The 23083-nt window shown below is 60.0% G+C and carries 23 protein-coding genes and 1 tRNA gene; 22 read left to right on the top strand and 2 right to left on the bottom strand.

Translation table 11 applies throughout. The features are described from left to right. The first annotated feature begins 99 nt into the window (after positions 1 to 99). Positions 100 to 942, top strand: coding sequence for a mechanosensitive ion channel family protein (locus tag AC1RMG_RS15245; protein ID WP_011063028.1), 843 nt, complete (start codon positions 100 to 102; stop codon positions 940 to 942). 275 nt (positions 943 to 1217) lie between these two features. On the opposite strand, the gene AC1RMG_RS15240 is transcribed toward AC1RMG_RS15245, so the two are convergent. Then, the gene (locus AC1RMG_RS15240; RefSeq protein ID WP_015636771.1) at positions 1218 to 2558 is read right to left on the bottom strand and encodes an OprD family porin; all 1341 of its coding nucleotides are present in this window, start codon (positions 2556 to 2558) and stop codon (positions 1218 to 1220) included. Between the two features lie 930 nt (positions 2559 to 3488). Between AC1RMG_RS15240 and AC1RMG_RS15235 the strand changes: the two genes are divergently transcribed. Together AC1RMG_RS15235 and AC1RMG_RS15230 are read left to right on the top strand one after the other, a co-directional pair. Next, positions 3489 to 3914 carry an HIT domain-containing protein gene (locus AC1RMG_RS15235; protein ID WP_011063026.1) on the top strand — a complete coding sequence of 142 codons (426 nt, stop codon included), beginning with the start codon at positions 3489 to 3491 and terminating at the stop codon, positions 3912 to 3914. Between the two features lie 3 nt (positions 3915 to 3917). Next, the gene (locus AC1RMG_RS15230; protein WP_011063025.1) at positions 3918 to 4124 is read left to right on the top strand and encodes a SlyX family protein; all 207 of its coding nucleotides are present in this window, start codon (positions 3918 to 3920) and stop codon (positions 4122 to 4124) included. 60 nt (positions 4125 to 4184) lie between these two features. Here the strand turns inward: AC1RMG_RS15230 and AC1RMG_RS15225 are convergent, their stop codons facing one another. After that, positions 4185 to 4790: a cold-shock protein gene (locus tag AC1RMG_RS15225; RefSeq protein WP_011063024.1), complete on the bottom strand. Its 606-nt coding sequence runs from the start codon at positions 4788 to 4790 to the stop codon at positions 4185 to 4187. A 464-nt stretch (positions 4791 to 5254) separates the two neighbouring features. On the opposite strand from AC1RMG_RS15225, the gene AC1RMG_RS15220 reads away from it, so the two are divergent. From AC1RMG_RS15220 to AC1RMG_RS15130, 19 genes are all read left to right on the top strand, one after another. Next, positions 5255 to 5728 (top strand): Dps family protein, encoded by a 474-nt coding sequence (locus AC1RMG_RS15220; protein WP_011063023.1) that lies wholly within the window; start codon positions 5255 to 5257, stop codon positions 5726 to 5728. A gap of 251 nt (positions 5729 to 5979) precedes the next feature. Then, positions 5980 to 6201: an FmdB family zinc ribbon protein gene (locus AC1RMG_RS15215; protein WP_010457489.1), complete on the top strand. Its 222-nt coding sequence runs from the start codon at positions 5980 to 5982 to the stop codon at positions 6199 to 6201. Positions 6202 to 6296: 95 nt separating this feature from the next. After that, positions 6297 to 8072, top strand: a complete 1776-nt coding sequence (gene aspS / locus AC1RMG_RS15210) for an aspartate--tRNA ligase (protein ID WP_011063022.1) — start codon at positions 6297 to 6299, stop codon at positions 8070 to 8072. Positions 8073 to 8184: 112 nt separating this feature from the next. Then, positions 8185 to 8931, top strand: a complete 747-nt coding sequence (locus AC1RMG_RS15205) for a YebC/PmpR family DNA-binding transcriptional regulator (RefSeq protein WP_011063021.1) — start codon at positions 8185 to 8187, stop codon at positions 8929 to 8931. A 129-nt stretch (positions 8932 to 9060) separates the two neighbouring features. After that, positions 9061 to 9585 carry a crossover junction endodeoxyribonuclease RuvC gene (gene ruvC / locus AC1RMG_RS15200; protein ID WP_493169556.1) on the top strand — a complete coding sequence of 175 codons (525 nt, stop codon included), beginning with the start codon at positions 9061 to 9063 and terminating at the stop codon, positions 9583 to 9585. 114 nt (positions 9586 to 9699) lie between these two features. Then, entirely contained in the window at positions 9700 to 10308 is a 609-nt protein-coding gene (gene ruvA, locus AC1RMG_RS15195; protein WP_011063019.1) for a Holliday junction branch migration protein RuvA, read from the top strand. Next, positions 10309 to 11367 carry a Holliday junction branch migration DNA helicase RuvB gene (gene ruvB / locus AC1RMG_RS15190; protein WP_011063018.1) on the top strand — a complete coding sequence of 353 codons (1059 nt, stop codon included), beginning with the start codon at positions 10309 to 10311 and terminating at the stop codon, positions 11365 to 11367. It begins immediately after the preceding gene. 138 nt (positions 11368 to 11505) lie between these two features. Continuing rightward, positions 11506 to 11973 (top strand): tol-pal system-associated acyl-CoA thioesterase, encoded by a 468-nt coding sequence (gene ybgC, locus AC1RMG_RS15185; protein ID WP_011063017.1) that lies wholly within the window; start codon positions 11506 to 11508, stop codon positions 11971 to 11973. Further along, entirely contained in the window at positions 11963 to 12658 is a 696-nt protein-coding gene (gene tolQ / locus AC1RMG_RS15180; RefSeq protein ID WP_011063016.1) for a protein TolQ, read from the top strand. Before ybgC ends, tolQ begins: the two co-directional genes overlap by 11 nt. Before the next feature lie 13 nt (positions 12659 to 12671). Continuing rightward, positions 12672 to 13124 carry a protein TolR gene (gene tolR, locus AC1RMG_RS15175; RefSeq protein WP_011063015.1) on the top strand — a complete coding sequence of 151 codons (453 nt, stop codon included), beginning with the start codon at positions 12672 to 12674 and terminating at the stop codon, positions 13122 to 13124. Next, on the top strand, positions 13124 to 14185 hold the full coding sequence (gene tolA, locus AC1RMG_RS15170) for a cell envelope integrity protein TolA (RefSeq protein ID WP_011063014.1): 1062 nt from the start codon (positions 13124 to 13126) through the stop codon (positions 14183 to 14185). Before tolR ends, tolA begins: the two co-directional genes overlap by 1 nt. 17 nt (positions 14186 to 14202) lie before the next feature. After that, a complete protein-coding gene (tolB, locus tag AC1RMG_RS15165) occupies positions 14203 to 15483 on the top strand; it encodes a Tol-Pal system beta propeller repeat protein TolB (RefSeq protein ID WP_015636767.1) in 1281 nt (426 codons plus the stop codon). A 53-nt stretch (positions 15484 to 15536) separates the two neighbouring features. Continuing rightward, positions 15537 to 16034, top strand: a complete 498-nt coding sequence (gene pal, locus AC1RMG_RS15160) for a peptidoglycan-associated lipoprotein Pal (RefSeq protein ID WP_003227510.1) — start codon at positions 15537 to 15539, stop codon at positions 16032 to 16034. A 6-nt stretch (positions 16035 to 16040) separates the two neighbouring features. Beyond that, complete coding sequence (ybgF, locus tag AC1RMG_RS15155) at positions 16041 to 16853, top strand: tol-pal system protein YbgF (protein WP_011063012.1); 813 nt, start codon at positions 16041 to 16043, stop codon at positions 16851 to 16853. A gap of 166 nt (positions 16854 to 17019) precedes the next feature. Next, a complete protein-coding gene (gene queE / locus AC1RMG_RS15150) occupies positions 17020 to 17667 on the top strand; it encodes a 7-carboxy-7-deazaguanine synthase QueE (protein WP_011063011.1) in 648 nt (215 codons plus the stop codon). A 1-nt stretch (position 17668) separates the two neighbouring features. Continuing rightward, positions 17669 to 18358: a 7-cyano-7-deazaguanine synthase QueC gene (gene queC / locus AC1RMG_RS15145; RefSeq protein WP_493169554.1), complete on the top strand. Its 690-nt coding sequence runs from the start codon at positions 17669 to 17671 to the stop codon at positions 18356 to 18358. A gap of 63 nt (positions 18359 to 18421) precedes the next feature. Then, positions 18422 to 18497: transfer RNA gene (locus tag AC1RMG_RS15140), tRNA-Lys, on the top strand. Positions 18498 to 18946: 449 nt separating this feature from the next. Then, complete coding sequence (locus tag AC1RMG_RS15135; protein WP_011062908.1) at positions 18947 to 20185, top strand: aspartate aminotransferase family protein; 1239 nt, start codon at positions 18947 to 18949, stop codon at positions 20183 to 20185. A gap of 21 nt (positions 20186 to 20206) precedes the next feature. Continuing rightward, on the top strand, positions 20207 to 23080 hold the full coding sequence (locus AC1RMG_RS15130; protein WP_493169552.1) for an AMP-binding protein: 2874 nt from the start codon (positions 20207 to 20209) through the stop codon (positions 23078 to 23080). The last annotated feature ends 3 nt before the right edge of the window (positions 23081 to 23083 follow it).

Here is a 23083-nt window from a genome sequence, read left to right as displayed (position 1 = left end):
CGAGGCCGGAGGAATGGCAGAAACGATTGAGCTCCCGCGGGGCTGGTCGTTCTGCCTGTCAGTCATGTGCGCCGCAACCCCGGGAATCTGGAGAAATAGATGGATTTGAACGCTGAAGTAGACAATCTGGTCCGGGCCTCCCAGGCCTGGATTCCAATGATCATGGAATACGGCAGCCGGGTGCTGCTGGCTGTCATCACCCTGGCCATCGGCTGGTGGTTGATCAACAAACTGACTCACAAAGTGGGCAAGTTGCTGGCCCTGCGCAATGCCGACCTGGCGCTGCAAGGTTTTATCAGCAGCCTGGCCAACATCATTCTCAAGGTCCTGCTGATCGTCAGTGTGGCTTCGATGATCGGTGTCGAAACCACCTCCTTCGTGGCCGCGATCGGTGCTGCCGGCCTGGCCATCGGCCTGGCGCTGCAAGGCAGCCTGGCGAACTTCGCCGGTGGGGTATTGATCCTGCTGTTCCGCCCGTTTCGTATCGGTGACTGGATCGAAGCCCAGGGCATCAGCGGTACCGTCGACAGCATCCAGATCTTCCACACCGTGCTGCGTACCGGTGACAACAAGACAGTGATCGTGCCCAACGGCAACCTGTCCAACGGCATCATCACCAACTACAACCGTCAGCCGACCCGCAAGGTGGTGTTCGACGTGGGTGTGGACTATGACGCGGACCTGCAGAAGGCCCGCGAGGTGTTGCTGGAACTGGCCAAGGATGAGCGGGTACTGGCCGATCCGGCCCCGGTAGCTGTGGTTTCTACCCTGGGCGATAGCGCCATTACCCTGTCGCTGCGGGTATGGGTCAAGACTTCGGACTATTGGGACGTGCTGTTCCAGTTCAATGAGTTGTCCCGTGATCGCTTGAAGGCAGCGGGCATTGATATTCCTTTTCCACAACGGGTGATTCGAGTGGTTCAGGAAGCAGCAGCGCAATAAGTCAGTTTCATGACCTGGCCGTTCGGTCAGCTAATGTTGTTCAAGACAAGGGGCTATCAGCCCCTTGTTTGTTTTCAAGTTCGGACTTGGCAACTATGTAAGTTCGAATCGGCAAGGTCTGAAGTAGCTATTGAAGCCTACTTTATTAGTTAGCTTGCTATCTTGATCGGCGGGTTCAATAGGGTACTTTTGCAAGGCAAAAAAAACCGCCAACCTGGCTCAGGTTGGCGGTTCTTATTAGTACTGCGTGTTAAAGCAATCCGCTGAGCCGTGAATTACAAGATGCTCAGTGGGTACTCTACGATCAGACGCAGGTCGTTCAGGTTGTCGTAGTTGGTCGCGCGGTAATCGCTATTGGTACCACGATAGATCGCGTTACGCAGACGGAAGGACAGGTCTTTGGCCGGGCCTTCCTGAAGCACGTACTTGGCTTCTACGTCCCATTCATGCTCTTTGCCGTCACTGGAGTCAGCAACGGTAACGTTGCTGCCGCGAATGTAGCGAGTCATGAAGCTCAGGCCTGGCACGCCGAAGGAGGCCATGTTCAGGTCGTAGCGAGCCTGCCAGGATCTTTCGTCTTCGCCCACGAAGTCGGAGATCTGCACAGAGTTGGCTACGTAAACGGTGCCACCACCATCAACGCCGTAGTTGTAGCCGGTCTTGCCGCTGGACTGCTGGTAAGCCACGGTGAACTTGTGGGCTTCGATGCTATAGGCAGCTGCCAGGCTCCAGACGCGGTTGTCCAGGTCGCCAGCCAGCTTCTTACCATCATCCTTGCTGCGATAGCCGTTGAAGTCGAAGTTCAGAGATTGTTTTTCGCTCAGCGGCAGGGTGTAGTTGACGTTGAAGTACTGCTTCTTCCAGTAGTCTTCAACATCGGAAGCGTGCACGGCGAAAATGAAGTTCTCAAGACCCGAGTAGGTAGCACCTACGATGTTTGCAGAGCTCAGGCCCGGGTTCTGTTTGCCAGTAACGCGGCTGCGACCGTTGATGCTGTCACGGCCCATGCCGGTCTGGGCGCTCAATGCGGTGAAGCGACCACCGATCAGTTCCAGGCCCTTGATTTCGTTGCTGGTGATCAGGGTACCGGTGGCAACTTCAGGCAACAGACGGCCGTCGTCTGTAGTAAATACTGGGCTGGATACGAACTGGTTGCCGTATTTCAGTACAGTATCGGAGATGCGGAACTTCGCAGCGCCGCCCAGTTTCGACTGGGTGTTTTCAGGCTCGCCGGAACCATTGGTGGCGAACAGGCCGTTACCCGCACGACCCGAACCGCCGTCGAGTTTCACGCTGCCCATGGCCATGGCATCGACGCCGAAGCCGACGGTGCCTTGAGTGAAGCCGGACTGATAGGTGAGCAGTTCGCTGATACCGGTGTCTTGACGGTAGCCGCTGGTTTTATCGTCAGTGCCTGTGGTGTAAGTACCGTTACCACGACGCACGTTACCAACGCCGTCCTTATAGTCACGGTTCATGTACATTGCGCGAGTTTTCGCGGTCAGGGTGCTGTCTTCGATAAAGCCTTTTGCATCGTCCTGGGAGGATGCAATTGCAAACTGCGAGGTGCCTGCTGATACAGCCAGGGCGATCATGCTCCACTTCATCACGCGCATCGTGATTTGCTCCTTTGGTTTTTAGAAGAGTACTGCCGTCCCACCTGTTTTTTTATCTGGGCGGCTCTTTCTTTTTGTGTCGGCGCAAACTTATATCACGCTGACAATGTTGGCGATACTTGCCTATCTATCCTTTCAGCTTCTTTACGGCCCTGTCGCAATTTGCTCGATAGGCGTCGTAATTCTGCAGTCAGTCTGTATCCAGGCCGACAACTTTCAGCAGTGTTTTTCGAAGCCGAGAATGAAGGAAACAAGTCCCCATGCACACACTCTAAAAAGCACCGCGGGGCAGCCCTGCCACTATTATTATGAGTCTGTAAGGCCTGACTTCCGTTAGACCGTTGCAGACGATGCGGGGTTGAATGCAACAAGCGTGCACAAACTGAATCTAGCCACCCATTTTTCTTCAAAGAGCCGTTCGGTCCTGTAAAAACCGCATAAAACCGCTGTTTCAAGGGGCGTTTTGTTTGGCTTGACTCGGTGGTTTTCCTGGTGCAGGGCTGTGCATTAAGTTGCACAGTGCGGCGAAACGTTACCGCTGCACACTGCAAAGTGAGTAAACGGCGGATGCTTGAGGAATTTAGCGTAGACCGCCTGTGCGATTCTGGTGCAAAACTTTTGCAACGCTGTGCACGATTCATACAGTCAGGCCCAGGCAAAATAAGGGGCGCAAGGGTTGGCTCGGGTCATTTTCCGAATGGTCTGCGGGTTGTGGGCGCAAATGGTGCGAGGCACGAGAAAATGTCCTGCTGTGGGGCGTGGCCTTTGCATCGCGATCGGCTCCTTGCCGTGCCTGGGTGTGTGCTGTCCGGTCTCTGGCTCATTGGTCATGAAGCGCAGGGCATTCGCAGGTATGCTGCGCGTCTGTCGCCTGGCAGGAGTCCGTCTACTGGACGCCGGGCTGAAACAAGCTGAGCGGGAGTAAACGCGGTGTTCACTTTAGATTCACGGCTGCAACAAGACACATTGACCCTCGGGGATTTCCCCCTCTGCCGGTTGCTGCTGTCCAATGACGCCAACTATCCCTGGTTCATCCTGGTGCCGCGTCGCGAGGATATCAGCGAGTTGTTTCAACTGGATGTCACCGACCAGCAACAGCTATGGCAGGAAACCACCGCGCTGGCCGAGTTGCTCAAGGACTCGTTCGATGCCGACAAGTTGAATGTGGCGACGTTGGGCAATGTGGTGAGCCAACTGCATATGCACGTGATCGTGCGCAGGCGTGATGATGCGGCATGGCCGGCACCGGTATGGGGCAAGCATCCGGCCAAGCCTTACAGCACCGAGCAAGTGGCGGCGATCCGTGAACGCCTGCGGTTGGTGCTGACCGATGATTTTCAGTTTCTGGAGGGGTGAGGCATGAGTCTGCAAGAGCGTGTAACCGACCTGGAGAGCCGCCTGGCGTTTCAGGATGACACCATTCAGGCCTTGAACGATGTGCTGGTGGCGCAGCAGAGGGCAGTGGAGCGCCTGCAGTTGCAGATGGCGGCATTGCTCAAGCGCCAGGAAGAAATGGTCGGGCAGTTCGAGTCGTTCGAAGAGGAAGCGCCACCCCCTCATTATTGAGGGGGATCGGCCGCCCATAAAAAAACCGCGCCTGGGCGCGGTTTTTTTATGGGCGACCGATCAGCGGCGCGGCAGCGCGGCAATCACGTCTTCGGCTTGCAGGCCCTTGTCACGGTTCATTACCGAGAACTCCACGCGCTGGCCTTCCACCAGGACGCGATGGCCTTCTCCGCGAATGGCGCGAAAGTGCACGAAAATATCATCGCCGGAATCCCGGGAGATAAAACCGAAGCCCTTGGAGGTGTTGAACCACTTCACGGTACCGGTATCACGATTGCTCATATCGTAGCTTGGCGTGGCGGAAGCGGAAGGTGATGACTTGTAGAAGCTGATGGCCAGGTGCAGGACTACGGCGATCAGTGCAGTCAGCAAGCTGACCAGAACCGCCGGTTGGCCACCAATGACTGGCATGGGGGCCAGCAGGGTGAGGGTTTGCAGTACAACGACCAGCACCAGCAGGGCGCTGACCAGATTTTGCAGGTGATGACGAGAGCCTTTGTTCCAGTAGGGAATAACTGGAGCCAGGATCAGGTTGAGCAGGCCGAAAAGGGCCAGGTAAAGAGCATCGGGTTGTTGCAGGTAGGGAACCGCGTCAGATCTCAGACTCGGAATCAAGGACAGCAGCAAAGCTGCAATGCCTGTCAGCAGGTGGACGATTTTCAACATTTTGATTAACTCACGTTAAGAAGGAAGCACAAGGAGGAGCTGATCACGCACGGTTCGCTTCTGAACAAATAGGTGAGGCGGTGGTTACGTACGCGGTGTCAGCCTATGCGCGCTGGCCGAAGAAATAGGCAACAGCGACACGGGCTCTATTTAACAGCAAAGCCCAGGCCTTCTCAAATCAGCAGCGGGGCTTGGCCCGGGCGTACAAATGAGCGCTTCTGCAGGCCGAGCTCGGAGAATCGGGCAAAAGCCTGTTCTAGACAGATGGCGGTGATTTTTCCAAGGAACGTCGGATTTCTGCTGCTGTCTGACCTGACTCGAACTCAGTGAGGTTTATCCCGGGCCGGGCCACGGGACAATCCACCGCAGGCCGATTGACGATCCTGGGCGGCGCAGGGGCGGTACTCTTGCTAGAGTGGTCCGGCAGATGAATGGGTGAATCCATCCCGATAACGGAGAGAAACATGGCAATTGATATCGGTATCAGCGAAGAAGATCGTAAATCCATCGTCGACGGTCTTTCCCGTCTGCTTTCGGATACCTACGTGTTGTACCTGAAAACCCATAATTTCCATTGGAACGTCACCGGCCCGCAATTCCGTACCCTGCACTTGATGTTCGAAGAGCAGTACAACGAACTGGCCCTTGCAGTGGACCTGATCGCCGAACGCATTCGCGCCCTGGGCTTCCCGGCTCCGGGGGCCTATTCCATCTATGCCCGGCTGTCTTCGATCAAGGAAGAGGAAGGGGTGCCTGCCGCCGAGGAAATGATCAAGCAACTGGTCGCCGGCCAGGAAGCAGTGACCCGCACCGCCCGGGGCATCTTTCCGTTGCTGGACAAGGTCAGCGACGAGCCCACGGCGGATCTGCTGACCCAGCGCATGCAGGTGCATGAAAAAACCGCGTGGATGCTGCGCTCTCTGCTGGAAAACCGTTAAGCCCGCTCTTGCGAATGGCGTCCCGTACGCCGTTCGCACCCTCGACCAGCAGGCAGCACCTGCGTTCTCCAGACCTTCCGGGGTTGCAGCCCGGATAGATGCCTGACGGTCGGTGACGCCCGCGATGGGGTCATACGGCTGCACAGGGCCGATTTAATGGATATAATCCCGCTCTTTGCTACGTAGCCCGGGCTTTGGCGTGGGCTCTGGCTGTAGTTCAAGCAGTAATCTGGATTGCCGAGACGCCCCCCATGCCCATGTACGACTATCAATGCGCTTCCTGTGGTCATCAGCTGGAAGCCATTCAAAAGATCAGCGCCGCGCCGCTGGTCGACTGCCCAGCCTGCCAGGCGCCCGAGCTGAAAAAGATGCTGTCCATGCCTGGTTTCCGCCTGAGCGGCACCGGCTGGTACGAAACCGACTTCAAGACCGGCTCCAAGAAGAACCTGGCCGGTGGCGACAAAGCTGACTAAGTTGAACGACACGCGCGAGTTCTTGCACTATCCGGCACCTTGAGGTGCGCAAGGCCTCCATCGAATTTCGAATTACGAGAAGTGAAACCACTACCATGATGCGCAGCCATTATTGCGGCCAACTGAACGAAAGCCTGGAAGGTCAGGAAGTAACCCTTTGCGGATGGGTCCACCGTCGCCGTGACCACGGCGGGGTGATCTTCCTCGATATCCGTGATCGTGAAGGTCTGGCCCAGGTGGTGTTCGACCCGGACCGCGCTGAAACCTTCGCCGCCGCCGACCGCGTGCGCAGCGAATACGTGGTCAAGATCACCGGCAAGGTACGCCTGCGTCCGGCCGGTGCCGGCAACGCCAACATGGCTTCGGGCATGATCGAAGTCCTGGGCTACGAGCTGGAAGTGCTGAACGAGGCGGAAACCCCGCCGTTCCCGCTCAACGAATACTCGGACGTGGGTGAAGAAACCCGTCTGCGCTATCGCTTCATCGACCTGCGCCGTCCGGAAATGGCCGAGAAGCTGCGCCTGCGTTCGCGCATGACCACCAGCATCCGTCGCTACCTGGACGAGAACGGTTTCCTCGACGTGGAAACCCCGATCCTGACCCGCGCCACCCCAGAGGGCGCCCGCGACTACCTGGTGCCGAGCCGCACCCACGCCGGCAGCTTCTTCGCCCTGCCGCAATCGCCACAGCTGTTCAAGCAACTGCTGATGGTGGCCGGCTTCGACCGCTACTATCAGATCGCCAAGTGCTTCCGCGACGAAGACCTGCGTGCCGACCGTCAGCCTGAGTTCACTCAGATCGACATCGAGACCAGCTTCCTCGACGAAAAAGACATCATGGGCCTGACCGAAGGCATGATCCGCAACCTGTTCAAGGAAGTGCTGGGTCTGGAGTTCGGCGAATTCCCGCACATGACCTTTGAAGAGGCCATGCGTCGCTACGGTTCCGACAAGCCGGACCTGCGCAACCCGCTGGAACTGGTGGACGTTGCCGACCAGCTCAAGGAAGTGGAGTTCAAGGTGTTCAGCGGCCCGGCCAACGATCCGAAATGCCGCATCGCCGCCTTGCGCGTTCCAGGCGGGGCGAGCATGCCGCGCAAGCAGATCGACGACTACACCAAGTTTGTCGGCATCTACGGCGCCAAGGGCCTGGCCTACATCAAGGTCAACGAGCGCGCCAAAGGCGTTGAAGGCCTGCAATCGCCGATCGTCAAGAACATTCCGGAAGCCAACCTGAACGTGATCCTCGATCGCGTGGGCGCGGTCGACGGCGACATCGTGTTCTTCGGGGCCGACAAGGCCAAGATCGTCAGCGAAGCCTTGGGCGCGCTGCGTATCAAGCTCGGTCACGACCTGAACCTGCTGACGTGCGAATGGGCGCCGATGTGGGTTGTCGACTTCCCGATGTTCGAAGAGAACGACGACGGCAGCTTCACCGCCCTGCATCACCCGTTCACCGCGCCGAAGTGCTCGCCGGAAGAACTGGAAGCCAACCCGGCTACCGCTCTGTCGCGCGCCTACGACATGGTTTTGAACGGCACCGAATTGGGTGGCGGTTCGATCCGTATCCACCGCAAGGAAATGCAGCAAGCGGTATTCCGCCTGCTGGGCATCAGCGAAGCGGAACAGGAAGAGAAGTTCGGCTTCCTGCTGGACGCCCTCAAGTACGGCGCGCCGCCGCACGGTGGCCTGGCCTTCGGCCTGGACCGCCTGGTGATGCTGATGACCGGCGCCCAGTCGATCCGCGAAGTGATCGCCTTCCCGAAAACCCAGAGCGCGGCCTGCGTCATGACTCAGGCACCGGGTCTGGTGGATGCCAAGGCTCTGCGCGAGCTGCACATCCGCCTGCGCGAACAGCCCAAGGCTGAATAAGCCGGCCCGATAAGGCGCACCTTCGGGTGCGCTTTTTCTATGGGTCGAGTTTTTGTTGCCCGCACCCGCCAGGCGGCGTGGGCAATGTTTCAAAGAGAATTTGGAGCAAGTTATGGCAGGTCATTCCAAGTGGGCGAACATCAAGCACCGCAAAGAGCGTCAGGATGCCAAGAGAGGCAAGATCTTCACCAAGTGGATTCGTGAGCTGACCGTCGCGGCCCGTCAGGGCGGCGGCGATCCCAACTCCAACCCACGCCTGCGCCTGGCCCTGGACAAGGCTCTGGGTGCCAACATGAGCCGCGACATCATCGACCGGGCCATCGCCCGTGGCACCGGCGCTGCCGGCAGCGACGATGTGGTCGAGCTGACCTATGAAGGCTATGGCCCCAACGGCGTGGCGGTGATGGTCGAGTGCATGACCGACAACCGCAACCGCACCGCGGCAGCTGTTCGTCATGCCTTCAGCAAGTGTGGCGGTAACCTGGGTACCGACGGTTCGGTGGCCTACCTGTTCGAGCGCAAGGGGCAGATCACCTTCGCCGAAGGTGTCGATGAAGACGCCTTGATGGAAGCGGCGATGGAAGCCGATGCCGACGATGTGGTCAGCAACGAAGACGGTTCGATCGACGTGTTCACCTCGTTCGCCGGTTTCTATGGCGTGCGCAATGCCTTGGAAGCGGCGGGTTTTACTGCTGCGGACGCGGAAATCGTCATGCTGCCGACCACCAGTGCCGAACTGGACCTGGAAGGCGCCGAGAAGGTCCTCAAGCTGATCGACATGCTGGAAGACCTGGATGATGTGCAGAACGTCTATTCCAACGCGGATATTCCCGAGTCGGTCGCCGAGCAACTCGGCTGATTCAATTGCACTAACCTTGAGGCCGGAGGTGCGAAGCCGTGATCATTGCGCGGCAGGGCGCTTCCGGCTTCTGCCTTTTCGCTGTTCCGGTCCTGGCCGGCAAGCCTCTTTATTCAAGCAGCAGGCGTTATGACTCTTATTCTTGGCATCGACCCCGGTTCGCGCATTACCGGTTATGGCGTGGTTCGAGACACGGGGCGCGGCTGTGTGTACGTGGCCTCTGGCTGTATCCGTACCGGGGCTGGCGAGCTGCCCGACCGGCTGCAGATCGTCTATCGCGGGGTGCGTGAAGTGATCCAGGCCTACGGTCCGGTGACCATGGGGATCGAGAAGGTGTTCATGGCGCGCAACGCCGACTCGGCGCTCAAGCTCGGCCAGGCGCGGGGGGCTGCGATCGTTGCCGGTGCCGAAGAGGGGCTGGAGATTGCCGAGTACACCGCCACCCAGGTCAAGCAGGCCGTGGCCGGCACTGGCGGGGCCAACAAGGAACAGGTGCAGATGATGGTCATGCACCTGCTCAAGCTGACCACCAAGCCGCAGATCGATGCCTCGGACGCCCTGGCCATTGCCATCTGTCACGCTCATACCCGTTCCAGCCTGCTGCCCCATGGTCTGGGGACAGCACGCAGTCGTGGCGGCCGCCTGCGTCTCTGATAGCATCAGCGCAGTCATTTTAGGGGTTGAGCGTTTTGCGCCTGGGTAGCCGGCGCAGACGCTCGCCCAACGAGTCGCCAGCTGCGGGCTGGCCATCGCCTAAGGATCTGAAACGTGATTGGACGCTTGCGCGGCACCCTGGCTGAGAAACAGCCGCCGCACCTGATTCTTGATGTAAACGGGCTGGGATATGAAGTCGAAGTGCCGATGACCACCCTGTATCGCCTGCCGTCGGTCGGCGAGCCTCTGACCCTGCACACCCATTTGGTCGTCCGCGAGGATGCGCAGTTACTCTACGGTTTTGCCAGCAAGCGCGAGCGAGACTTTTTCCGCGAGTTGATCCGTCTCAATGGTGTGGGCCCGAAACTGGCCCTGGCGTTGATGTCCAGCCTTGAGGTGGATGAGCTGGTGCGTTGCGTGCAGGCCCAGGACACCTCGGCCCTGACCAAGGTGCCCGGAGTCGGCAAGAAGACCGCCGAGCGCCTGCTGGTAGAACTCAAGGACCGTTTCAAGGCCTGGGAAGCCGTGCCGAGCATGTTCGCCCTGGTGCCGAACCAGCCGGATGCGCCGGCGCCAGTGGCCAGCGCCGAGTCGGACGCGGTCAGCGCGCTGATCTCCCTGGGCTATAAGCCGCAGGAAGCCAGCAAGGCCGTATCCGCGATCAAAGACAAAGGCTTGAGCAGTGAAGACATGATCCGCCGAGCCCTGAAGGGAATGATTTAAGTGATTGAAGCCGACCGTCTGATCGCCGCCACGGGCCCCCGTGAGCGCGAGGAAATCCAGGACCGGGCGATTCGTCCGGTCAGCCTGGCCGACTACATCGGCCAGCCTAGCGTGCGCGAGCAGATGGAGCTGTTCATCCAGGCCGCCCGTGGGCGCAACGAGTCCCTGGACCACACCCTGATCTTCGGTCCCCCGGGCCTGGGCAAGACCACCCTGGCCAACATCATCGCCGAGGAAATGGGGGTGTCGATCAAGAGTACGTCCGGCCCTGTGCTGGAGCGCCCGGGTGATCTGGCGGCCTTGCTGACCAATCTTGAGCCTCACGACGTACTGTTCATCGACGAGATTCACCGGCTTTCGCCGATTGTCGAAGAAGTGCTGTACCCGGCCATGGAAGATTTCCAGCTCGACATCATGATCGGCGAAGGCCCTGCGGCGCGCTCGATCAAGCTCGATCTGCCGCCGTTCACCCTGGTGGGGGCAACCACGCGTGCGGGGATGCTGACCAACCCGCTGCGGGACCGCTTCGGCATCGTCCAGCGCCTGGAGTTCTACAGCACTGCGGACCTGGCAACCATTGTCAGCCGTTCCGCCGGCATTCTTGGTTTGCCCCTGGATCCGGAAGGCGCCTTCGAGGTCGCGCGCCGTGCCCGGGGCACTCCGCGGATCGCCAACCGCCTGCTGCGTCGGGTGCGGGATTTCGCCGAGGTGCGGGCCAAGGGGCATATCACCAAACCGATCGCCGACCTGGCGCTGAACCTGCTGGACGTCGATGAGCGTGGCTTCGACCACCAGGACCGACGTCTATTGCTGACCATGATCGAGAAGTTCGACGGCGGACCGGTGGGGGTCGACAGCCTGGCTGCGGCCATCAGTGAAGAGCGCCATACCATCGAGGATGTGCTGGAGCCGTACTTGATCCAGCAGGGCTATATCATGCGCACCCCCCGTGGCCGTGTGGTGACCCGGCATGCCTACCTGCACTTCGGTCTTAACATTCCGTCACGAATGGGGGACATGCCCGTGGTAGACGAATTCCTCGATGCCGTGGACGATTAATAACCCGCTCTTTGTCGATTTATTCGGGGTTTGTGCTGTCCTAGGGACTGGCATGGTTAAAACATCACGAAAAGTCGTACAAGAATGAAAAAACAGTTGCCTGGCCGGATTGGCAACCTGAGGAGTAAGCACTAGAGTATGCGCGCGCAAAACGGGCTTGAGCCGTTCGCACATCGTTGTCGCGTTTATTACGAGGACACCGATGCCGGCGGCATCGTGTATTACGTTAATTACCTTAAGTTTATGGAGCGGGCTCGAACCGAGCGGCTACGACACCTGGGCTTTGCCCAGTCGCAGCTGGTGGGGGAGAACCTGTTATTTGTCGTGCACTCCAGCGAAGCGCGTTATCACGCGCCGGCGCGACTGGACGACGAACTTCTGGTCAGTGCCCAAGTTACCGAATTGAACCGGGTCAGCCTGCGCTTCACTCAGCAGGTCAGGCGAGCCAAAGACAATGCACTGCTCTGTGAAGGGCAGTTCCTGGTGGCCTGTGTGCGCGCCGACAATTTCAAACCCCGCGCCATTCCAGACGCTCTGCGTACGGCCTTTGCCGACGAGAGCAGCGCGGGTACACACTCAGAGCAGGAGATAAAGCGTGGAAGCTAACGTCGTCGACCATTCCTCCATGTGGAGCCTGGTCAGCAATGCCAGCGTTGTAGTGCAGTTGGTAATGCTGACCCTGGTTGCCGCATCGGTGACTTCATGGATCATGATCTTTCAGCGTAGCAATCTGCTGCGTGCCGGTCGACGTGCCCTGGAGAGCTTCGAAGAGCGCTTCTGGTCCGGTATCGACCTGTCCAAGCTGTACCGCCAGGCGGGCAGCAACCCTGATCCGGATTCCGGCGTGGAGCAGATCTTCCGTGCCGGTTTCAAGGAGTTCTCCCGCCTGCGCCAGCAACCGGGGGTCGATCCTGAAGCAGTCATGGAAGGCGTGGCCCGTGCCATGCGCGTAGCGATTTCCCGCGAAGAAGAAAAGCTCGAGCAGAGCCTGCCGTTCCTCGCCACTGTCGGTTCCGTCAGCCCGTACATCGGCCTGTTCGGTACCGTCTGGGGGATCATGAACTCCTTCCGCGGCCTGGCTCAGGCCCAGCAAGCGACCCTGGCTACCGTAGCCCCGGGTATCGCCGAAGCACTGATCGCCACGGCCATCGGCCTGTTCGCGGCCATCCCGGCGGTGATCGCCTACAACCGCTTCGCCGCTCGTGGCGAGACGCTGATCAGCCGTTACTACACCTTCGCCGACGAGTTCCAGGCGATCCTGCACCGTAAAGTGCACACCAGCGAAGAGTGAGCAGGTAAAACCCATGGCCCGAGTTCGCCACAAACGCAAGCCGGTTGCCGAGATGAACGTGGTGCCTTACATCGACGTGATGTTGGTACTGCTGGTTATCTTCATGGTGACCGCGCCGATGCTCAACCAGGGCGTGAAAGTTGACCTGCCCAAGGTTTCCAGCGAAGCCTTGCCCCAGGACAACAACACCCAGGTGCTGACCATCTCGATCAAGGCTGACAAGACCTACTACTGGAACCTTGGCAGCGAAGTCGACACCGAAAAGCAACAGGACAAGGCGATGACCTTGCCGCAGATGACCGACGCGGTGACCAAGATCATCCGTGCCGGCAATGAAGGCGGCAAGCACACCCAGGTGTTCATTCGCGGTGATAAATCCGTCGACTACGGCGCCGTGATGGGTGCCATGGGCGGCCTGCAGAAAGCCGGAGTCGGTAACGTTGGCTTGATTACCGAGGCGCCCTGATGCACCAACAGCGAGAGCCGTCCGCCTCGGAAAGCTACTTCTGGCCTAGTGTCTGGGCAATTGCCCTGCACGTGCTGGTGTTTGGCATGCTGTTCGTCAGCTTTGCCATGACCCCGGAACTGCCCCCGGCCAAGCCGATCGTTCAAGCGACCCTGTACCAGCTCAAATCCAAGAGTCCGGCAACCACCCAGACCAATCACAAGATTGCGGGTGAGGCGAAGAAATCCGCCGCGCGCCAGACCGAAGCCGAACAGTTGGAGCAGAAGAAGGTCGAGCAGGAAGAGATCAAGGCCGCGGAACAAAAGAAAGAAGAGGCTGCTCAAAAAGCCGAGGAAGCGAAAAAGGCCGATGAGGCCAAGAAAGCCGATGAGGCGAAGAAGGCGGATGACGCCAAGAAAGCCGCAGAAGCGAAAAAGGCTGAAGAGAAACAATTGGCTGATATAGCCAAGAAGAAATCCGAAGAAGAAGCCAAGAAAGCTGCTGAAGAAGAGGCCAAGAAAAAGGCCGCTGAAGAAGCGAAGAAGAAAATCGTCGAAGACGCGAAGAAGAAAGCCGCGGAAGACGCGAAGAAAAAAGCTGAAGCAGACGAAGCGAAGAAAAAGATCGCCGAGGATGCCAAGAAGAAAGCTGCGGCCGACGCGGCGAAGAAGAAGGCCCAGGAAGCAGCGCGCAAATCTGCCGAAGAGAAAAAGGCCCAGGCCCTGGCGGACTTGCTGTCCGATAAGCCGGAGCGTGAAGCCACCAAGTCGGATGAGGTGGGTGACAGTGTCGCAGGCAGTTTCGATGACCTGATTCGCATTCGTGCGGCGGAAGGCTGGGCTCGTCCTCCTTCGGCGCGCAAGGGCATGACGGTGGAACTGCGGATCGGCATGTTGCCTGATGGCACGGTGACCACGGTCAGCGTGATCAAGTCCAGTGGTGATGGTCCGTTCGACGCTTCGGCGGTGGCGGCAGTCAAGAACATTGGGCGTTTGACAGAAATGCAGGGTTTGAGTCCGAAGGATTTCGCGCCCTATCGTTCATTCAAGATGACATTCACACCTGAGGATCTAGCCTTGTGAGAAACCTTCTTCGAGGAATGCTTGTCGTTATTTGCTGTATGGCAGGGATAGCGGCAGCGGACGAAAAAAACATTCTGGTCACCAGTGGCAGTGATCGGGCGACGCCGATTGCGGTAGTGCCGTTTGGCTGGCAGGGCGGCAGCGTGCTGCCGGACGACATGGCACAGATCATCGGTGATGACCTGCGCAACTCGGGTTACTACGCACCGATTCCAAAGCAGAACATGATCAGCTTGCCGACCCAGGCCAGCGAAGTCATTTTCCGCGACTGGAAAGCCCTGGGCGCCCAGTACGTGATGGTCGGTAGCATTGTTCCAGCCGGCGGTCGCCTGCAGGTGCAGTACGCGCTGTTCAACGTCGCGACCGAGCAGCAAGTGCTGACCGGCAGCGTGTCGGGTAGCGTTGATCAGTTGCGGGACATGTCGCACTACATTTCCGACCAGTCCTTTGAAAAACTCACCGGCATCAAGGGGGCGTTCTCTACGCGCCTGCTGTATGTGACGGCTGAGCGTTTCTCAGTGAACAACACCCGTTACACCCTGCAGCGTTCGGACTACGACGGTGCTCGGGCGGTAACCCTGTTGCAGTCTCGCGAGCCGATCCTGTCGCCGCGCTTTGCTCCGGATGGCAAGCGCATTGCGTACGTGTCGTTCGAGCAGAAGCGCCCGCGCATCTTCGTCCAGCACATCGATACCGGGCGTCGTGAGCAGATCACCAACTTCGAAGGCCTGAACGGCGCTCCAGCCTGGTCGCCAGATGGCACCCGCCTGGCGTTCGTGCTGTCCAAGGACGGCAACCCGGATATCTATGTGATGAACATGGCGTCCCGGCAGATCAGCCGCGTCACCAGTGGCCCGGGCATCAACACCGAACCGTTCTGGGGCAAGGATGGTTCCACCATCTATTTCACCTCCGACCGTGGCGGCAAGCCGCAAGTCTATAAAAGCAATATCAATGGCGGTGGCGCCGAGCGTGTGACCTTTATTGGTAACTACAACGCCAACCCGAAACTTTCTGCTGACGAAAAGACCCTGGTAATGATTCACCGCCAGGATGGTTTCACCAACTTCCGGGTAGCGGCTCAGGATTTGCAGCGCGGTAGCGTAAAAATCCTTACAGACACTAACCTTGATGAGTCAGCTACTGTTGCGCCCAACGGCACCATGGTAATCTACGCCACCCGCCAGCAGGGCCGGGGAGTCTTGATGCTCGTGTCCATTAATGGACGTGTGAGGCTCCCGCTTCCTACCGCTCAAGGCGAAGTCAGAGAACCGTCCTGGTCCCCTTACCTGAACTGACGCGGCGCTACAATGTTTCACTTAACACACTGGGGTTCATTAGGAGTTTCACGATGGAAATGTTGAAGTTTGGTAAGTTTGCTGCGCTGGCTCTGGCCATGGCTGTGGCTGTAGGTTGCTCCTCCAAAGGCGGCGACAATGCCGGTGAAGGCGCTGTTGATCCAAACGCTGGTTACGGCGCTAACACCGGTGCTGTTGATGGCTCCCTGAGCGAAGAAGCTGCTCTGCGCGCAATCACCACCTTCTACTTCGAATACGACAGCTCGGACCTGAAGCCAGAAGCCATGCGCGCTCTGGACGTTCACGCCAAAGACCTGAAAGCAAACGGCGCTCGCGTTGTTCTGGAAGGCAACACCGACGAACGTGGTACTCGTGAGTACAACATGGCTCTGGGCGAGCGTCGTGCTAAAGCCGTTCAGCGCTACCTGGTTCTGCAGGGCGTTTCCCCTGCACAGCTGGAGCTGGTTTCCTACGGTAAAGAGCGTCCAGTTGCTACTGGCCACGACGAGCAGTCCTGGGCTCAAAACCGTCGCGTCGAACTGCGTAAGTAATTCGTCATGCGAACGTGCCGTCGTGCTGTAACTATTTTGGCTCTCAGTCTCACGCCGCTCGCGGCGTGGTCTGCGGTTCCTGTGGTCGATAACAACTCCGGCTATAACAATAGCGGGAGCAGTTATCCGCCAGCGGGTTATGGCACGAACGGCGCCTATGCCGGGGGAGGGGTTTCGACCCCTGTCTCGGCACAGGGCGAGCTGTTCCAGCAACTGCAGCAAATGCAGGAACAGATTGCACGCCAACAGGGTGTGATCGAAGTTCTGCAAAATGATGTAGCGCGGATGAAGCAAGAAAGCCTGGAGCGTTACCAGGATCTTGATCGACGCATAGGAAGCGGTGTCGCACCTGCCGCAACTCCTGAGAATTCTTCTGCCGGTGGCGATAACAGCGCTGCCGGTGCCGCTGCTCAGGCGCCAGCCGCCAGTAGCGAACCCGGTGATCCGGCCAAGGAAAAGCTCTACTACGATGCTGCCTTCGACCTGATCAAGGCCAAGGATTTCGACAAGGCCAGCCAGGCCTTCTCGGCATTCCTGCGCAAGTACCCCAACAGCCAGTACGCCGGCAATGCCCAGTACTGGTTGGGTGAAGTGAACCTGGCCAAAGGCGACCTGCAAGGTGCGGGCCAGGCATTTGCCAAGGTTTCCCAGCTGTATCCCAAGCACGCCAAGGTGCCGGATTCGCTGTACAAGCTGGCTGACGTAGAGCGTCGTCTCGGTCACACCGACCGGGTCAAGGGCATCCTGCAGCAGGTGGTGGCCCAGTATCCGGGCACTTCCGCCGCTCAGTTGGCCCAACGGGACCTGCAGCGCATGTAAGTGCGTTGGCCTCCGTTACAAGAAACCCGCGCTTGTCGCGGGTTTTTTCGTTAGAATCCATGCCCTTTTTCTGAAACACGCTTCCTGGGATCTGCGCGATGGCGGGGTTCCTTGAAGTGCCTGACGGAGGCGGACAGCCTGTTTAGCTGTTACGCCCGTGGCGACTATGCAAGACACATTGAGAATCACCGAAGTTTTCTACTCGTTGCAGGGGGAAACTCGGACTGCCGGGCTGCCCACGGTTTTTGTGCGCCTGACCGGTTGCCCGTTGCGTTGCCAATACTGCGACAGTGCCTACGCGTTCAGCGGCGGTAGCCAGCGGACCCTCGATAGCCTGCTGGAGCAGGTTGCCGGTTTCCGCCCTCGCTACGTCTGCGTCACTGGTGGCGAGCCTCTGGCCCAGCCCAATGCCATTCCCTTGCTCCAGCACTTGTGCGATGCCGGCTACGAGGTCTCGCTGGAAACCAGCGGTGCCCTGGATATCTCTGCGGTGGACCCGCGCGTCAGTCGGATCCTTGATCTCAAGACTCCCGGCTCCAAGGAAGCGCACCGCAACCGCTACGAGAATATCGAGCTGCTGACCGCCAACGACCAGGTCAAGTTTGTCATCTGCTCCCGCGAGGACTATGACTGGGCGGTGTCCAAGCTGATCCAGTACGGTCTTGAGCGACGCGCCGGCGAAGTGCTGTTTTCGCCCAGCCACCATGACTTGAATGCACGAGACCTGGCGGACTGGATCGTCGCCGACAACCTGCCAGTACGTCTGCAACTGCAGCTGCATAAATACCTGTGGAATGACGAGCCGGGGCGCTGACATGACTGAACAAGCATCGAGTGAAAAGCGTGCCGTGATCCTGCTGTCCGGTGGCCTGGACTCTGCCACCGTGGTGGCCATGGCTCGCGTCGAAGGCTACCGCTGCTACACCATGAGCTTCGATTACGGCCAGCGCCATCGGGCCGAGTTGCACGCCGCCGAGCGCGTGGCCCGGGACCTCGGTGTGGTGGAGCACAAGGTGATCGGCCTGAACCTCAACGGTATTGGCGGCTCGGCACTGACTGATAGCACCATCGAGGTGCCAGAGGCGCCGGGGGAGGGCATTCCTGTCACCTACGTGCCGGCACGCAACACCGTCTTCCTGTCCCTGGCCCTGGGCTGGGCGGAAGTCCTGCACGCGCGGGATATCTTCATCGGTGTCAATGCGGTGGATTATTCCGGTTATCCGGATTGCCGTCCCGAGTTCGTCGAAGCCTTCGAGCGCATGGCCAACCTGGCGACCAAGGCCGGTGTCGAAGGGCAGGGCTTTCGTATCCAGGCGCCGCTGCAGAACCTCAGCAAGGCCGAGATCATCCAGGCCGGGGTGCGCCTGGGGGTTGATTACGGGCTGACGGTTTCCTGCTATCAGGCAGACGATAGCGGCCACGCGTGCGGCAAATGTGACAGCTGCCGTTTGCGTGCTGAAGGCTTCAGGGCGGCCGGAATCAGTGATCCAACACCTTATTTTTGATTTTTTTCATATGGGGTGTTGAATTCCCGTTAGAAATCAGTATTATACGCGCCACCACACAGCGGGTCGTTAGCTCAGTTGGTAGAGCAGTTGGCTTTTAACCAATTGGTCGTAGGTTCGAATCCCACACGACCCACCATATTTGGCGGTTTAGAAAATCCGGAAGGCCCACGAAAGTGAGGATTTCCGGGTTTTTTTTTGCCTTGCAAAAAACCGTGATCCCGCCACTCAGCTGCTCAGCTTGCCTTCTTCTCACTGCTTGAATATCAACTCTTCTGCAGAGGCTGGCCTTTTGCCGGTAGCCGGACTCATCTCTAAAAACCTTGATAAATTCAGGGGCTTTATCTGAATTCCCCCTTTTTTTCAGGGGTTATCGCTTTAAATTCAGAATAAGTGCGGGGCTCGTTGACAGCACAAATGCCTCCCGCGTAAATCTTGCCGCCATTGCCGACAGGGGTTGCGTCCCTGGCAAGGAGAACACATACCAGGGTCGGTAACTTCGCAGTCAGCAGGGCTTTGCCCTGCCTGTACGAATCTGTCCCTGAGTCTGTGCGTGAGTCACAAGCCCGGCTTACTCAAGGTGACAGGATGTTCACAGAAGCAGTTGCAATATCCGTTAGGCGCAGTGCCCCCTCCAGCCCTTCCGTCATTCGTGGCAAGGGGTGCTTTCTCTACGATGAGCAGGGCAAATCCTTCCTCGACATGTCCGGTGGCAGCGGTGCCGCCAACCTGGGTTATCAGCGCGATGACCTGGTCGAAGTCCTCAAGCGTCAATCCGAACTGCTGATCCATACCGGTTGGAACATCGACAACCCGCAGCGCCATGAAGTGGTCGCCAAGCTGGAGGGGCTGGTGCCCTATGCGCAGGCTTCGGTGTTTGGCGCGGTCACCGGTGCCGAGGCAATCGAGGTGGCGCTGAAAATCGCCCGCGCCGCTACCGGACGCCAGGGCGTGGTGTATTTCCACAATTCCTTCCATGGCAAGACCCAGGGCGCCCTGTCGGTGACCTCCAACCGCGGTTTTCGCAAGCACCTGGCCGGTGGCGACAGCCTGCAACTGACCGCCCTGGCCCTGGACTATGACGCCGACCAGGACCCGGCCCTGGCCGCCTTGTGGCGTGAGCAACTGGCCGAGGATCTGCGCCAGGCGCAGCAGGCCAATTGCTTGCCCGCGGCGCTGATCATCGAGCCGATCCAGGCAGCGGAGGGCATGTATCCGGTGCCTCTGGCGTTGCTCGAAGCGATTGTCGAACTGGGCAGGACCTTCGGCGTGATCACCATATTCGATGAGATCTACACCGGTTTTGGCCGCACCGGGACGCCGTTTTTCAGCAACCCGCAACTGCTGCCGGACCTGTTGGTGCTGGGCAAGGCCCTGGGCAATGGCTTGCCGATTTCCGCGGTGGTAGGCCGCCCGGAACTGGTGGACTGCCTGGGCTATGCCGAGCATTCCTCCACCTTCACCCTGATGCCGCTGGCCTGTGCCGTGGCTTCCAAGGTGCTGGATATCTACCACCAGGAACAACCCTGGCAGTGGGCGGCGAGCAACGGCGCGTACCTGCGCCAGGCCCTGGAAGGCCTGGGGGCCCAGGACGCACGAGTGGTCAATGTGCGCGGCCGCGGCATGATGCTCGCCTTCGATTTCGAGGGCCAGGGCCAGGGCGCTGATGTACTGGCGCTGCGCAACCGGCTGCTGGAGCACGGGGTGATCGTGCGCACCGGCGGGCGCAATCCGGCGACGGTCAAGCTGACCCCGCCACTGAGCATCTCCCAGCAGGAAATCCAGGCATTCATGCAGACGCTGCAGGGCGTTTGTCGCTCCCTCTAATAACAACAAGGCAGGGATATCATGTTGCAGGCTTTTACCCGCATGGCGGGTACCGATGTTGCGGGTGTCATCGATGTCCAGGGCAGCCTTGGCTTTGCCGCGCTCGACCAGTTGCGCGAGGGGGTCAGCGCCGAGCTGCAAGGGCTGCCGGAGCCGGTGCTGGCGCTGTATGCCAGCCATGGCCGGGCCATGTATGCGGCGTTGATCGCGGCCTTGTCCGCCGCCCGGCGAGTGGTGTTCATCGACCCGGCGAGCAACCTCGACGAGTTGATGCCGGTGCTCCAGCACCTGGGCGTTAACCTGGTCCTCAATGGCACGACACGGCCTGGTTCACAACTGACCCGTTCCTTGCCGGTGCTCGACCTGCAGCACCTGCAACCCCGGCCCGTGCCCCCCGGCCGGGAATACCCGTTGCGTTGCCAGGACTACGTGATCTTCACCAGCGGCTCCACTGGCGAGCCCAAGGCCATAGTGCAGCGCATCGAGGCCCTGGGCCGGCACATCGACAACTACATCGGCTATGTTGGAATCGGCCCCGGGCAGCGTGTGCTGCAACTGGCTTCCGTGGGGTGGGACGCCGGCCTGATGGACATCTTCGCCAGCCTGAAGACTGGCGCCACCCTGTGCAGCCTCAACCCCCGGGAGCATGACTTCGCCGCAGTCGAGGCGCTGATCGCCGAACATGACATCGATGTGCTGCATATGACGGTGCCCTATCTGCGTGCCTTCTACAGCGATGCGAGCGCCATCTATGCCCGGCCCAAGCAACTGGTGATCGGCGGCGAGATCATCCACCCCTCGGACATCCAGCGCTTCAACCACGCCTTTGCCCCAGGCTCGCAGCTGTTCAACGCCTACGGGCCGACCGAATGCACCACCGCGCTCTACGCCCGCATCGACCAGGGGCAGACGCTGCAGGACCCGACCTGGGCCCTGGACCGGCCGGTGGAAGGCGTCACCCTGGACATTGCCAAGGAACCGGGGCAGCCCTACGGCGAAGGGGTGGGTGAACTGCTGCTCTATTCTTCCCTGGTGGCCCGGCGCCTGGACCCGGCCAGCGGGCTGATCGTCGAGCTGACCCAGCCCAGCCCCCTGGACTCGCAGCGCCAGTGTTACGCCACCGGTGATCTGGCGTGCCGCCAGCCCGATGGCGCCATACGCCTGCTGGGGCGCAAGGATTCCATCGTCAAGATCAACGGGCAGAAGGTCAGCCTGGTCCAGGTGGAATCGGAGCTCAAGGCTCTGGCCCAGGTACGGGAAGCCTGTGTGATCGCCCATCAAGCCGGGGACAACCTGGCCCTGGTGGCCTTTGTCATTGCCCGTGACGCCAGCCTTGGCGAAGACCTCCTGCGTCAGGCCGCCAGGGCCGCACTGCCGGCGCACCGGGTGCCGGCGCGCTTCCTGCTGGTGGAGCGTTTTGCCTTGAACCGCAACAACAAGATCGACCGGCAGGCGTTGGCGCAACTGGCTGCCCGCGCCATGGCGGCGCCGGAGCCGGCACAGGCCGCACCGGAGCCTTTCTGGCAAGCCATCGGCCAGGTACTTGGCGGGCAGAGCCCGGACCGGGCCAAGAGCTTTATCGACAATGGCGGCGATTCGCTGCGGGCCTTGCAGGTGGTTGCCACGCTGAAGAGAAAGGGCCTGGTGCTGGACCTGGAAGAGTTGCTGTCGGATCAGGCCCTGGGGCAATTGCCGGTGCATGCGGCGGCGGCCAAGGCCCGGCCCGGGGTTTCCCGGCCGCAGGTCGAGGGCCTGCCCAATCGCCGCTTCCTGCTGAGCCGCGGCATCAGCGACCTGGATCACTGGAACCAGGCCCTGGTGCTGGACATAGCCGCCGGCCAGGAGCCACAGCGAGTCAGCCAGGCGCTGCGGGCAATTTTCCGCCATCACTTTATCGAGGCGGGCGTTCAGGATCAGGGGCTGCAGCCTGCCGGAACGGATCTGCAGCAAGCGGTGCAGCGGACCTGCGCAGCCATCTCCCTGAGCCAGGGGCAACTCTTCTGCTTCAGCCAGCAACAGGACGCCGCTGGCCATCACCTGATCATTGCCGGGCACCAGTTCCAGGTCGATCGCTACTCCTGGATGCTGCTGGTTTCCGAGCTGGACGAATGCCTGGGACAGGGCCTGGAGTGCATGCAAAGCTGGCCGCGGCCGACGGCCTTCGAGGAGTGGCAGCAGAGCTACCAGCGCGAGCATGCCGCGGCGACCCATGAAGCGTTCTGGGAAGCACTGCCCTGGGATCGCTGCGCGCAGTTGACCGGGCAGCGCCCCGAGTTTCCCCGGCGCGAGGCCTTTCGGCGAGCCGAACTGTGCCTGGGGCCGGTCCGCGACCTGCCGCAGTGGGCCCGGGGTGTGGCCGAGACCAGCCAGTTGCTGCTGGCGGCCATCCTGCGCGCCATGAGCCAGAGCGAGGACAACCCGTTCCAGAAAGTCCATTTGCTCGACCATGGGCGGGCCCTGGACAAGAGCGGCGCCGAGCTCAACAGCGTGTTCGGCTGGCTGACGGTGATCTACCCCCTGGTGCTGCAGGTTGCCAGCCTGGACCTGGAGCAGATCGCCAGGGAAATCAAGGCCGGCCAGCAAGCCAGCCAGGGCATTGCCCACAGCTTCGGCAACCGTTATTTCGCCACGCCCGAGGCCGAGCGCCTCAAGGGCCTGTTCGATTGCGGCTACAGCTACAACTTCCTGGGCGCCGTGGAGAACCCGCCCGGGGCCCGGGTCGGCGTGCATCCCTTGAGCCTGCAACTGATGCAGGGCAGCCCCAGCCATCACCTGGAGTTCACCGGCTACCTGGCCGCGGGCGAGTTGCTGCTGAAAATCGACTATGACCCGCAGGTCTTCGGCGAAGAACGCCTGGAGTCGCTGCTGACCGGGATCACCGCTGCCTTGAGCTAGAGA

This window comes from Pseudomonas sp. GW822-FHT04H02 (genome assembly GCF_058800645.1).
The sequence above is the reverse complement of the archived record's forward strand: the minus strand, read 5'-3'. Positions and strand labels throughout refer to the sequence as shown.

Coding starts and splice junctions, on each gene's coding strand:
- AC1RMG_RS15135 (WP_011062908.1), top strand. CDS start 18,947: ATGTTCACAGAAGCAGTTGCAATATCCGTTAGGCGCAGTGCCCCCTCC.
- AC1RMG_RS15220 (WP_011063023.1), top strand. CDS start 5,255: ATGGCAATTGATATCGGTATCAGCGAAGAAGATCGTAAATCCATCGTC.
- AC1RMG_RS15215 (WP_010457489.1), top strand. CDS start 5,980: ATGCCCATGTACGACTATCAATGCGCTTCCTGTGGTCATCAGCTGGAA.
- tolB (WP_015636767.1), top strand. CDS start 14,203: ATGCTTGTCGTTATTTGCTGTATGGCAGGGATAGCGGCAGCGGACGAA.
- AC1RMG_RS15245 (WP_011063028.1), top strand. CDS start 100: ATGGATTTGAACGCTGAAGTAGACAATCTGGTCCGGGCCTCCCAGGCC.
- ruvC (WP_493169556.1), top strand. CDS start 9,061: ATGACTCTTATTCTTGGCATCGACCCCGGTTCGCGCATTACCGGTTAT.
- queE (WP_011063011.1), top strand. CDS start 17,020: ATGCAAGACACATTGAGAATCACCGAAGTTTTCTACTCGTTGCAGGGG.
- AC1RMG_RS15205 (WP_011063021.1), top strand. CDS start 8,185: ATGGCAGGTCATTCCAAGTGGGCGAACATCAAGCACCGCAAAGAGCGT.
- queC (WP_493169554.1), top strand. CDS start 17,669: ATGACTGAACAAGCATCGAGTGAAAAGCGTGCCGTGATCCTGCTGTCC.
- AC1RMG_RS15230 (WP_011063025.1), top strand. CDS start 3,918: ATGAGTCTGCAAGAGCGTGTAACCGACCTGGAGAGCCGCCTGGCGTTT.
- AC1RMG_RS15240 (WP_015636771.1), bottom strand. CDS start 2,558: ATGCGCGTGATGAAGTGGAGCATGATCGCCCTGGCTGTATCAGCAGGC.
- aspS (WP_011063022.1), top strand. CDS start 6,297: ATGATGCGCAGCCATTATTGCGGCCAACTGAACGAAAGCCTGGAAGGT.
- ybgF (WP_011063012.1), top strand. CDS start 16,041: ATGCGAACGTGCCGTCGTGCTGTAACTATTTTGGCTCTCAGTCTCACG.
- AC1RMG_RS15130 (WP_493169552.1), top strand. CDS start 20,207: ATGTTGCAGGCTTTTACCCGCATGGCGGGTACCGATGTTGCGGGTGTC.
- pal (WP_003227510.1), top strand. CDS start 15,537: ATGGAAATGTTGAAGTTTGGTAAGTTTGCTGCGCTGGCTCTGGCCATG.
- ybgC (WP_011063017.1), top strand. CDS start 11,506: ATGCGCGCGCAAAACGGGCTTGAGCCGTTCGCACATCGTTGTCGCGTT.
- AC1RMG_RS15225 (WP_011063024.1), bottom strand. CDS start 4,790: ATGTTGAAAATCGTCCACCTGCTGACAGGCATTGCAGCTTTGCTGCTG.
- tolR (WP_011063015.1), top strand. CDS start 12,672: ATGGCCCGAGTTCGCCACAAACGCAAGCCGGTTGCCGAGATGAACGTG.
- tolA (WP_011063014.1), top strand. CDS start 13,124: ATGCACCAACAGCGAGAGCCGTCCGCCTCGGAAAGCTACTTCTGGCCT.